The 346-nt window shown below is 59.0% G+C and carries 1 pseudogene; it reads left to right on the top strand.

Annotated elements, in window-relative coordinates:
- A pseudogene (locus QP415_RS11020) lies at positions 1–346 on the top strand (hypothetical protein); the annotation flags it as partial.

Here is a 346-nt window from a genome sequence, read left to right as displayed (position 1 = left end):
GACGCTACTACTGCGTCAAGTACGTGGGTGAGGGTAACGGTGAGTACGACCTCTACAGCCAGTACTACAACAAGGGTGCCGAGCAGCCCTACAACCAGATCACTACGAAGAGGGCCCTGCCCATCGAGTGGCCCGGTGCCAAGGGTAACGTCAACGAAAACCCCTACGTGTGGGATACCGTCAAGCTGAAGAAGACGACCTCGGATCGTACCTTCACGAAGAATGGCCGCACCTACCGACTTCAGCTGTGGGGCTTCACCCCTGCGACGAATGCGACCAACTTCCTGACCCCGGATAACTTCAACTCCATCCCGACGGCCAACTGCCCGGCAACGCCTCCGGCGGA

The sequence above is a fragment of the Pauljensenia sp. UMB3104 genome (genome assembly GCF_030217285.1).
Lineage (GTDB): Bacteria > Actinomycetota > Actinomycetes > Actinomycetales > Actinomycetaceae > Pauljensenia.
Note: the sequence above shows the minus strand (reverse complement) of the source record. Positions and strands in the feature narration are given on the sequence as shown.